Raw genomic sequence first — 11,268 nt, 5'->3', positions numbered from 1 at the left:
ACGTTGTCATTTCGTTAATGACAACGTAAGACATTTTTGGAAGAGCAACAAGGATTTACGGGTGAACGGTCGATATTGTCCGATAAACGGCTGATTTGTCAGTCGGGCAGGTAGTGTATGCTAGAACACAAAAAACAAGCGATGCAAAACCGACTGGAGAAGCAGTGGCAACGATGGACAAGAAAAACGTCTCGATGAACGATGTGGCGATTGCCGCAGGTGTTTCTCTCAAGACGGTGTCGCGTGTGATCAACGAGCCCGATAGCGTGCGAGAGTCGACACGCGATAAAGTCCATTCCGCAATGGAGGCGCTCGGGTTTCGAACCAACTTTGCCGCGCGTTCGCTCAAGTTGGGCCGTTACGGGTGCATCGGCGTGGTGATGTTTCACTTGTCGGGCGGCGCCGTGGACATGATTGACGGTATCGCCGATGCCGCCGAAGAACGCGGCTTTGCGCTCACGATGATCAAAAAGCGGGCAGGGGAGAAGATGACCCTTGCCGACGCAGCGCGCAGGATGTCGCAGCTGCCTGTTGATGGCATGATCTTCAATCTGCGCCAGATGGTCGATGACTTTGATACCTTTGAGGCGCCGAAAGACCTCAAGACGGTGATTATCACACCGATGGAACATCCTACCTGCTCTACCGTCAGTGACGACCAAGAGGGCGGCGCGCGTATGGCGTGCGAGTACTTTTTGGACCACGGTCACAAGAACGTGTACTTCGTTTCGGGTAAGAAAGAGTCGCTGTCGAGCCAGTGCCGTATGAAAGGTTGGCGTGCGGCACTCGAGGCACGTGGCATTGAGCCGTCCGAGCCTCTGCAAGGCGATTGGAATGCGGATAGTGGCTATGCCGCGGGCCTTGTGCTTGCCGATAAACCCGATTGCACGGCGATCCTCGCTGCTAACGACTGCATGGCAAACGGTGTGATGATGGCTCTACGTGACAAAGGGCTCAGTGTGCCCGACGACGTGTCCGTGATCGGCTTCGACGATGAGCTCTACAAGACGATTCCCAACTCGATTCTGACGTCGGTGAAGTTTCGCCACCGCGAGCTGGGCATCCGTGCGCTTAACGAGGTCGTTGCGGGTTTGGAAGCCCCGAGCTCCAGAAGTCGTACGCTTGTCTCGGGCGTGTTGGTCGAGCGTGCGAGCGTGCGGGATTTGCGGGCGTAGGCGTGCTCGGCTCGTTCATCTCAACCTGTAACAGGTAGGGCCGAAAATCTCAGCTAGATGTTACAGATTGAGATATCTCTGCTCGGGCGTTCTGTTTGTCTCGATCTGTAACAGCTTGGAGCGAAAAACTCAGCTAGATGTTACAGATTGAGACAAACGTGCGGTACGGTCTGCCCAAAAAAGGCCGGGGGCGGCGCGTCGTGTGACGTGCCGCCCCCGGCTGAGAAATGGGGACAGGTTGTGTGAGCGGGCAACCCCGCCAGCCACTAGTCCAGACGACGGGTCTGCGCCACGTGCTTGTACCAGTAGGCGCTTGCCTTGGGCGTGCGCTTCTGGGTTTCAAAGTCAACGTAAAAGAAGCCGTAACGCTTGTTGTAGCCATTGGTCCAGGAGAACTGATCCTGCAGGCTCCACAGGAAGTAGCCGCCCACGTTGACGCCCACCTCCATGGCCTTGAGCAGCCAACGCAGGTGCTGCTCGATGTAGTCGATGCGCGGCTGGTCGTCCACAAAACCGTTCTTGTAGGGGTCCTTGTAGCCCATGCCGTTCTCGGTGATGAAGATCTGCTTGTAGTTGGGGTAGCGCTGCTTAATGTAGACGAGCAGATCGAACAGACCCTCGGGATAGATGATCCAGTCCCAGTCGGTGGTGGGGATGCCGGGCTTGTTCACATGCTCGCCAATGCCCTTGACGCGCCAGCGACCGGTGCCCTTCTCGCCCGTACCGTTGTGGTGCAGGTCGTTCTCGCCATCGTAAGCCTTCAAAAAACGGCACTGATAGTTGTTAACGCCCAGGTAGTCGTTGTAGAGCGCTGCCTCGCGCATAATCTCGAGGTCCTCGTCCAAGATCTCGATGGTGCCGCCCGAGACGGCAGCCAGGCGGTTGGCGCACTCGAGGGTGTCGGGGGCATACTCGCCGCGGAACGTCGCGTCGAGCAAAAACTGGTTTTGCAGCACGTGCTCGTTGTTGGCGGCTTTGATGTCGGCGGGGTCGTTCTCGTTGAGCGGGTACTTAAACTCCAGCGACTGGATGACGCCGATTTTGCCCTTAAAGCCGCCGTTGTGGAAGGCCAGCACGGCCTTGGCGTGGGCGAGCATCATGTTGTGCTCGCACTGGAAGGCCTCGGCCAGATGCGCCTTGACGCCACCGGGGAAGGTGCCCTCGATGTAGGTGTTGGAGGCGTCGGCCCAGATCTCGTTAAAGGTGAACCAGTAGGTCACCTGGTCGGCGTACTCCTTAAAGCAGAAGGTGGCAAAGTCCACAAAGGCGTCGATGGTCTCGCGGTTGAGGAAGTCGCCCTTCTCAAAGAGGGGAAGCGGCGTGTCAAAGTGATGCAGCGTGACGAACGGCTCAACGTGGTGCTTGTGGCACTCGGCGAAGAGATCGTGGTAGAACTGGACGCCCTCGGGGTTGATTTCGCCGGTGCCGTTGGGGAAGATGCGGCTCCAGGCGATGGAGAGGCGAATGCCGTTGATGCCGAACTCCTCGCACAGCTCCAGGTCGACGGGGTACTGGTTGTAGAAGTCCGAAGCGGGGTCGGGGGAGAAGCGTCCCTGGGCCTCCAGAAAGTCGTCCCAGGCAACCTTGCCCTTACCGTGAGTGCGGGTCTCGCCCTCTACCTGGTAGGCAGCGGTGGCGCCGCCAAAGACAAAGTCCTCGGGAAACTGCGCGGGCGGGTTGGTGACGCTAGCAGGATTAACGGACATGATGATCCAATCGTCTAAATCGAAGGGCCAGCCGGTCTTGGATGGTCGGCTGGCCCTGGGCGTTACTTACTTCGAAAGTTGCTCACTCACGAAGGCGAGAGACTTGTCGCCGTTCTGGGAGAGCTCGATGTACTGCTTGCCACGGCAGGCGACGCACTTGTTGCCCACGCGCTCACAGTCCTTCTGCAGGTCGGCCAGGTAGCTTGCGGCCTGCGGGGCCAGGACGACCAGGTCAAAGTCGGGGAGCATGTCCACGTGGTTGCCATAGGCCTCGGCAGCGGTCTCGAGGTTAATGCCGCGCTCCTTGGCGGCCTTGGCCAGCGCGTTGGCGAGCAGGCCCGAGGTTCCGCCGCCCTGGCAGAGCACGAGCACGCGCTTGCCGTTGAGGTCGCTGGTGGCCGTGGCCTCGGTGGCGGCGGGGGCGACGTCGGCCTTCACGGCCTCGGCAGCAGCGCCGGCGGCAACGCTCTTGGCGTCAGCCTTGCCCTGGAAGGCATCGTTGAGCTTGGCAGCCTTCTCGGCGTTCTTGGCGGCGAGCTCCTCCTGGGAGATCTCGGCCTCCTCGGCGCACTTCTGGGCGTCATAGGCACGGAAGAACGGATAGTACAGAACGAAGTCGACGACCAGGATAAGGGCGAGCATCACAAAGGCGAGCGGCTGGAAGCCCAGGCCCATGATGGTGCCGATGGGGCCGGGGACGGTCCAGGGCAGGGTGTACATAAAGCCGTTCATGCCCAAGAAGTCGATAAAGATCTTGAGGATCCAGATATTGGCGATCGGGGCAAAGACAAACGGGACAAAGAAGACGGGGTTGAGCACGATGGGTGCGGCGAACAGCAGCGGTTCGTTGACAGCGAAGCAGACCGGGACGATGGCGGCCTTACCGACAGCGCGCATCTCCTGAGACTTGGCCAGGAAGCAGAACATAAAGACCAGGACGAGCGTGGCGCCGGTGCCGCCCATGCAGACGACGAAGTACTGGGCACCCTGGGTCAGAACAGCGGAAGCGTGCTGACCGGCCTGGAACGCAGCCAGGTTGTCGGTCATGTTGGCAACGAGGGCGGCGGCGATGGCGGGCTCGACGATTGAGGGGCCGTGGACGCCCACGAACCAGAACAGGCTCATGGCGCCGTAGATCACAGCGAGGCCGATGTAGCCGTCGGCAGCGGTGAACAGGGGCTGGAACACCTGGATGACGCCCTGGGCAAAGCAGAAGCCAAAAGCAGCGCGGAAGACGATGTCAAAGACCCAAAAGACGGTGATGCAGACGGAGAAGGGGATGATGTCCTTAAAGGTCTGCGAGATGTTGGGCGGAACCTGCTCGGGCATCTTGACGGTGATGTTGCGCTTAATGAAGAACTTGTAGATGATGCCGGTCACAAACGCAGCGATGAAGGCGGTCAGCAGGCCCTTGGAACCAAGGTAGGTGGTGTTGAAGCCGCTGGCAGCGTCCGTGGCGATCGTGTCGCTCGAAAGGAGCAAGAAGCCGATGATGGCCGCGCACATGCACGAGATAAAGTTGATCTGGTTGTTCTTGGGCAGGTCGCGGTTCTGCGCGTCGGCGAAGTGCTTGGCCGTGGTGGCGGCGCAGGCGATGGCCAGGATGCCCATGGAGTAGTTGTAGCACTTCCACAGGGCGTTGTTGATGTCATCGGGCCAGTAGAAACCCCAGATGTTGGGGACCGAGGCTACCAGGCAGAAGATGGACGAGAAGATGATGATGGGGATGACGGAGATAAAGCCGTCGCGGATCGCCTTGAGGTACTTGTTGCGGGCGATCGCGTTGAAAAAGGGCTGGCCCTTTTCGATGATGGCGATGAGTTGCTCCATGCAATGCTCCTAAGAGTCGGTGGGTTAGCAACGATGGTAGCTTTTGGCGTTCGGTTGCCAAAATGTTGACGTTGCCATTTTGTGACACAAAAAAAGACGCGAACCGGTGGTTCCTGTGCCTGCGAACCGTCGATTCCTTACGCGTAAACGTTTGAGCCGCCCGGTGGCTCTGTGTTTGCACAATGGCAACGTTAACATTTGGGCACCAAAAGCCGTTCGGGGAAGCAAAAATGTCGGTGAACGGTAGGTTTTGGGTGGTGAGCGTATGGTGGGGGAGGCGTTGGATATACTTGAAGGCGTTTCATTTGAATGCGCAGGGTGCCACCAATGGCATCGTTGACATAGAAAGATCAATCTATGGCCGCTGTTAAAAAATCGGTATCCGTCAAAGACGTAGCGCGCCTCGCGGGCGTCTCGGAGCAGACGGTCTCGCGCACCGTGCACGATTCGCCCAGCGTGCGCCCCGAGACCAAGGAACGCGTGCGTGCCGCCATGCGCGAGCTGGGGTATCGCCCCAATTTTGCCGGTCGATCGCTGCGCCGTGGCAGGTTTAAGACCGTCGGCGTCGCCATGTTCAACATTACCGGTACCGGCAACCTCGACCGTATGGAGGGCTTTGCCGCCGCGGCCGACAAACATGGCTATGCCATCACCCTCACTAAAGTAGACGGGCATCCGTATACCCTCGAGAGCGCATCGTCGCGCATGAGCGCACTGCCGGTGGATGGCATGGTTGTGATTATGAACCGCATGCCGGCGGACTTTGGAACCTTCGAGCCGCTGCCCGGCATGCAGACGGTGCTCGTTACGATGTTGGAGCACCCGCTCTGTTCAACGGTCGATAACGACCAGTTCGATTGTTCGCGCCAGGTGGTCGAGTACTTGCTGGGGCGGGGGCACAAAACCGTGCACTTTATCTCGTGTCCCGAGCGCTCGCTTTCGGGCATGCGGCGCGAGGAAGGCTGGCGCGAGACATTGCGTGCGCATGGCATTGAGCCCCCGCAGCTCGTGCGCGGCGATTGGACGGCACAGAGCGGGTATGCTGCCGGTCAGGCTCTGGCGGACGATCCGACCTGTACGGCCATTTATGCCTCCAACGATGCCATGGCATATGGCTGCATCCGTGGGCTCGAGTCGCGCGGGAAGCGCGTGCCCCAGGACGTGAGCGTGGTGGGTGTTGATGACAGTCTGGGCGACATCGTGCCCGATTGTCGCCTGACTACGGTGCGCTTTGACAACAAGCGCGTCGGCATGTGGGCGGTCGATAAGATCGCCGGTGCCGAGGGCGTTGAACCCGGTGTGGAGCACATGCTGTTTCCGGGCGTACTCGTCGAGGGCGATACGGTGCGCGATTGGCGCTAGGGCACGGGCCTGTTTGGGTTTCCGCTAATTGTGTTCGATATTGTTCAGATTGGTTTAAAAACCGTTCACGGGCGAAAAGTGACCGTTCATAGCTTGAAATTACGTTTTGCGCTGTTCTTTTTTGTTTGAATGTTAATGTTTCTGCCATACAGAACGCAGCGCGTATGCCCGGACGCGATGCTCTCCATTGGTTCATATGTGAAAGGAACGCAATATGGCAACCAAAGAAGAAATCTCGATGGTTGGATTCGAGATTGTCGCATACGCAGGTGACGCCCAGACCGATCTGCTTGCAGCGCTCGATGCTGCTCGCGAGGGTGACTTTGAGAAGGCCGAGCAGCTGCACAAGGATGCCAGCGATGCGCTCATCGGTGCCCACGACACGCAGACCAAGCTGCTTTCGCAGGAGGCCGGCGGTGGCGAGATGGAGATGACCTTCATCATGGCTCACGCTCAGGACACCCTCATGACCACTATGATCCTGGAGAAGCAGGCCCGCTTTACCATCGATGCCTACAAGCGCATCGCCGAGCTCGAGGCCAAGCTCGCCTAACGAGCCCTCACAACCAAGTCCCCTTCCATAAGCCCTGCCGCTATCCGCAGCAGGGCTTTTTCTGTCCTCCTCCAAGTTGCGGTGAAATAGGGACTGAATAGGGGCTGACGGGCGCAAAACAATCCCTATTCCACCGCAACTCATCCGGAGGTAGTCATTGGGGACAGTCTTGGTGCGCACCGTTGTCCTCCCGTTCGATTTTTGCTCGGTGGGTATACTTCCTTTCGCATTAAACGCCGGACTGAGGAGGTATCCAAATGCCGGATAACGGGTCAATACAAAAAAGAGGCGCACACGAGATGGCTCATGGGCGTCCTGTCCAGATAACCGAGCACACGACGGTAACCGAGCTGCAGCCCAGCCTGTCCGATGTCGTGTGCGCAAACAAAAAGCTGCAGATTGGCTTTATCGTTGCGCTCGTGGTCCTGGCGCTGCTGTCGGGCTTTGTAGCTCGTCCGCATTTCGCCGATACCAAAACTTGGGACTCCACCATCGAGGTCATCGATCAAAAGAAGGGTAATGTACTGGCGCTCACGACCTCGTGCGTGGCGCTGTCTGCGGGCATTACCGCGCTGCCGGGTGATACGGGAACGCCGGTTGCCGAACAGCTCGCGCAGCTTTCAGGAAACTTGGGTATCGTGCTTGCCGTGCTCTACCTCGAGAAATACCTGCTAACCATTTTCTGGTCGGTTGGCCTGGGCATCTTAATCCCGTTTGCGTTGGTGCTCTTTGCGGTGTCGCTCGGTATTCACGGGCGCTGGAGCACGAGCGCTGTCCTGCGCCGTGTGGCGACGCGCGTGCTGGTGGTTGCCGTGATCGGCATGGCGCTCGTGCCCGCGAGCGTATGGGTGTCGCAGAAGGTCGATGAAACGTATCGCGTAAGTATTGAGCAAGCTGAGCAAAAGGCTGCGGACGCTGCGGACGCGGCCGACACCACGGACAAGTCAGCCGAGACCAGCTCAAAATCGAACAAGAAAAAATCCGAGGCCACGGAGTCCAAAAACGTGCTCGAGCAGTTGACTGATGGGGCATCGAGCCTTGTTACGTCGGTGACCGGCGGCGCCAAGCAGATGACCGATGAGATTGTGCGGCAGGTGACCGATCTGATTGAAGGCGTCATCGTGATGATCGTGACCTCGTGCGTTATCCCGCTGCTGGTGCTCGTGGCGTTCCTGTGGCTGGGACACGTGCTGCTGGGGATCGATATTTCCGGCCCGGCGAACTATTTGACGGGCCGCTTTCTGAGTGCTCCGTCCAAGCACGCCAAAAAGGGTGGGCAGTCCGAGTAGCTAAAACAGCTGTATATACCGGGGAATACCGCCGAAGGGCGGCCGAGACACGTTCTTGGCCGCCCTTTTGTTTGTTGAACACATGGTCGCTACGTCCGTGCCCAGTCCAAACGGTCAGCAATCATCTGTGAACGGTATTTGTTCAAAAAAGAACAAAGATAAACAAATAGTTGTTGCAGTTACTGTTCGAATGTGTTCAAATAAACATGAACAGTGAAGAACCGCACATTCAGATGCCCGGACCTGAACGCGATTCAACACTTCCAAACAGAAACTACGCACCTGCGTATCTCTCAAGGAGGATGTCATGAGGGTTGTAATCGCTTCCGATGCCGACGGTATGTCGATGAAGGAGTCCATCAAGGAGATGCTCATCGCCGACGGTCACGAGGTCGTCGACTATTCAGAGACCCCTGCCGCGGACTTTGTCGATTCCGCGACCGCCGTTGCCAAGGACCTGCTGGAGCACAAGGATTCCCAGGGCTTCGCATTCGATAAGTACGGCGTCGGCTCCTATATGGCCGCCGTCAAGATTAAGGGCATGGTCGTCGCCAACATTTCCGACGAGCGTTCCGCCTACATGACCCGCGAGCACAACGGCTCGCGCATGGTCACCATGGGCCCGGGCGTTGTGGGCACCGAGGTCGCCAAGAAGATCGCCCGCGAGTTCCTGCGTGCACAGTACGCCGGCGGCCGTCACCAGATCCGTGTCGACATGCTCAACAAGATGGCCTAACGAGAGCCACCGAGAACTCGAACTTCTACCTCAACTTGTGAATTCAGACGAAAGGACGTTCTGATGAAGAAGACCATCGCAATCGGTTGCGACCATATCGTTACGGACGAGAAGATCTATCTGGCCGACCGCCTGGAGCAGGCTGGCTACAAGGTGCTCGACTGCGGCACCTACAGCCACACCCGTACGCACTATCCCATCTACGGTAAGGCTGTGGGCGAGGCTGTTGCCAGCGGCAAGGCCGACTTTGGCGTGGCCCTGTGCGGCACCGGCATCGGCATCACCAACGCCGTCAACAAGGTTCCCGGCGCCCGCTGCGCCCTGGTCCGCGACATGACCTCTGCCCTGTACGCTCGTCGCGAGCTCAACGCCAACATCGTGGGCTTTGGCGGCAAGATTACCGGCGAGTTCCTGATGGCCGACATCATGCTTGCCTTCCTGGAGGAGCCCTACGAGAAGACCCCCGAGCACGATGCCCTGATCGCCAAGATCGATGCCTGCAACAAGGCCGACGCCGAGGCTCAGGCTGACCCGCACTTCTTTGACGAGTTCCTCGAGAAGTGGGACCGCGGCGAGTACCATGATTAGCGGGTATCCGGCGTAATTAACTAGTCCGTTGACGGCTCGCGTTTCTGTGAGGGGGCGCGGGCCGGTTTTCTATCAGCCCTATTGACTTGGCGGGCTGTCGTAAGAAAGGGAAGGCTCCTATGGAGTTTGTTCTTGATAACGGTTCTATCCGCGTAGCACTGAGCACGGCGGGAGGGTCGTTCACTTCTATTGCGGCCAACGGCCGTGAGTACCTGTGGCAGGGTGATCCGGCGGTCTGGTCGGGCCAGGCACCCATTTGTTTCCCGATCTGCGGCGGCCTTCGTGACGGTCACGCAATGACCATGGGCGGCCGCGAGGTTAAGCTCGCCCGTCACGGCTTTGCGCGCAAACAGGAGTGGAAGCTCGAGGAGCAGGGCGACAACATGGTTGCGCTGAGCCTAAGCTCTGCCGACCATGCCGAGTTGCTCGAGCAGTACCCGTATCCGTTTAAGATTGTTGCTCGTTACACGATCGATGCGGCAAAGGTGGCCGTGTCGTACGAGGTGACCAATGAGGGCACCGAGGACATGCCGTTCTTTGTGGGCGGTCACCCTGGCTTTAAGTGCCCGCTCGACGAGGGCGAGTCCTATGACGACTACGAGCTCCGTTTTGAGCAGCGCGAGGCCGCCGAGCTCTGTACTGCCGTTCCCTCGACGGGCCTGATTGATGTTGAGCATCGCAGCAAGAACCCGATGGCTGGCCATGACCTGCCGCTGACCCACGAACTCTTCGACTTCGCGGAGACCATCTTTGACGTGCTCGAGAGCCGCGTGGTTACGCTGACCAAGAAGACCGAGGACAAGGGCGTGCGCCTGACGTTCCCCGATATGCCGTACCTGATTGTGTGGAGCAAGCCCGAGGGCGACTTTGTGGCTGTTGAACCGTGGGGTGGTCTGTCCACCTGCTCCGACGAGGACGATATTCTGGAGCACAAGCGTGGCTGCCTGGTGGCCAAGCCGGGAGAGACCGTCACTCGCGGCTTTGAGATCGAGATTCTTTAACGAGTTATCGTATGTTTGGGGCGGGTTATGCCGCCCCGGAACAGGAGTTCAACATGATTCTGACCGTTACCATGAACCCGTCGATTGATACGCGCTATCAGCTCGACAAGCTGATCATCGACGATGTTAACCGTGTGACGCCCGAAAAGACCGCTGGCGGCAAGGGCCTCAACGTGAGCCGCGTGCTGCTGCAGCTGGGCGATGACGTGCTCGCGACCGGTCTACTCGGTGGCCATATGGGTGCCTATATGGCCGAGCTCATGGATGCCGACGGCGTCAAGAACGACTTTGTGCCCATCGCCGGTGAGACGCGCATTTGCTTGAATATTCTGCACGAGGGCAATCAGACCGAGCTGCTGGAGAGCGGCCCGCAGATCGCCCCGGCCGAGCTCGAGGCCCTTACGGCCAAGTTTGCCGAGCTTGCAGCGAAGGCGGACGTTGTGACGCTTTCGGGCTCGCTGCCGCGTGGCGTCGATGCCGGCTACTATGCCGAGCTCGTCAAGATCGCCGAGGAGGCGGGCGTCAAGGTGCTGCTCGATACCTCGGGTGCATCGCTGGAGGCCGCGCTGGAGTCCGACGCTAAGCCTGAGCTCGTAAAGCCCAACCTGACCGAGATTAACGGCCTGCTGGGTACGTCCTTTACGACCGATGATGTCGATGCCCTGCGCGAGGCGCTTGCCGCCGATGACCGTTTTGCCGGTATCCCCTGGGTTGTCGTTTCGATGGGCGCTGCCGGTTCGGTGGGCTTCCATGAGGGCCGCGCGTTCCGCGCCAAGACGCCCGCGATTGCGGCTGTGAACGCGACGGGTTCCGGTGACTCGACCATCGCCGGCTTTGCGCATGCCATTGCTGCCGGCGCCGACGACGTCACGGTGCTCAAGACCGCCAATACCTGCGGCAAGCTCAACGCCATGGATCCCAAGACCGGCCACCTGGTCATGGACCGCTGGGACGAGATCTTCAACAACGTTGAAGTAACGGAGCTGTAGGGTTACGCGGTTTTACCAAACCGCGTAACGGCTCGACGC

General features: G+C 59.0%; 10 protein-coding genes. 8 read left to right on the top strand and 2 right to left on the bottom strand.

Features of this window, described 5'->3' with window-relative positions; translation table 11 throughout:
• Window positions 1-173: 173 nt before the first annotated feature.
• Window positions 174-1,175: a LacI family DNA-binding transcriptional regulator gene (locus LCQ44_RS01770; protein WP_147344011.1), complete on the top strand. Its 1,002-nt coding sequence runs from the start codon at window positions 174-176 to the stop codon at window positions 1,173-1,175.
• A 266-nt stretch (window positions 1,176-1,441) separates the two neighbouring features.
• On the opposite strand, the gene lacG is transcribed toward LCQ44_RS01770, so the two are convergent.
• A complete protein-coding gene (gene lacG, locus LCQ44_RS01765) occupies window positions 1,442-2,881 on the bottom strand; it encodes a 6-phospho-beta-galactosidase (protein WP_055310567.1) in 1,440 nt (479 codons plus the stop codon).
• Between the two features lie 66 nt (window positions 2,882-2,947).
• A complete protein-coding gene (locus LCQ44_RS01760; protein ID WP_225093908.1) occupies window positions 2,948-4,711 on the bottom strand; it encodes a lactose/cellobiose PTS transporter subunit IIB in 1,764 nt (587 codons plus the stop codon).
• 357 nt (window positions 4,712-5,068) lie between these two features.
• Between LCQ44_RS01760 and LCQ44_RS01755 the strand changes: the two genes are divergently transcribed.
• From LCQ44_RS01755 to LCQ44_RS01725, 7 genes are all read left to right on the top strand, one after another.
• On the top strand, window positions 5,069-6,073 hold the full coding sequence (locus LCQ44_RS01755) for a LacI family DNA-binding transcriptional regulator (protein ID WP_225093907.1): 1,005 nt from the start codon (window positions 5,069-5,071) through the stop codon (window positions 6,071-6,073).
• Window positions 6,074-6,287: 214 nt separating this feature from the next.
• A complete protein-coding gene (locus LCQ44_RS01750) occupies window positions 6,288-6,626 on the top strand; it encodes a PTS lactose/cellobiose transporter subunit IIA (protein ID WP_055252615.1) in 339 nt (112 codons plus the stop codon).
• Between the two features lie 299 nt (window positions 6,627-6,925).
• Entirely contained in the window at window positions 6,926-7,915 is a 990-nt protein-coding gene (locus LCQ44_RS01745; RefSeq protein ID WP_225093906.1) for a hypothetical protein, read from the top strand.
• 307 nt (window positions 7,916-8,222) lie between these two features.
• Window positions 8,223-8,651 carry a galactose-6-phosphate isomerase subunit LacA gene (lacA, locus tag LCQ44_RS01740; protein WP_006234830.1) on the top strand — a complete coding sequence of 143 codons (429 nt, stop codon included), beginning with the start codon at window positions 8,223-8,225 and terminating at the stop codon, window positions 8,649-8,651.
• Between the two features lie 63 nt (window positions 8,652-8,714).
• On the top strand, window positions 8,715-9,239 hold the full coding sequence (lacB, locus tag LCQ44_RS01735; protein ID WP_006234831.1) for a galactose-6-phosphate isomerase subunit LacB: 525 nt from the start codon (window positions 8,715-8,717) through the stop codon (window positions 9,237-9,239).
• Between the two features lie 119 nt (window positions 9,240-9,358).
• On the top strand, window positions 9,359-10,240 hold the full coding sequence (locus tag LCQ44_RS01730; protein ID WP_225093905.1) for an aldose 1-epimerase family protein: 882 nt from the start codon (window positions 9,359-9,361) through the stop codon (window positions 10,238-10,240).
• A gap of 53 nt (window positions 10,241-10,293) precedes the next feature.
• Window positions 10,294-11,229, top strand: coding sequence for a hexose kinase (locus tag LCQ44_RS01725; protein ID WP_225093904.1), 936 nt, complete (start codon window positions 10,294-10,296; stop codon window positions 11,227-11,229).
• The last annotated feature ends 39 nt before the right edge of the window (window positions 11,230-11,268 follow it).

Source organism: Collinsella aerofaciens, from assembly GCF_020181355.1.
Classification (GTDB): domain Bacteria; phylum Actinomycetota; class Coriobacteriia; order Coriobacteriales; family Coriobacteriaceae; genus Collinsella.
The sequence above is the reverse complement of the archived record's forward strand: the minus strand, read 5'-3'. Positions and strand labels throughout refer to the sequence as shown.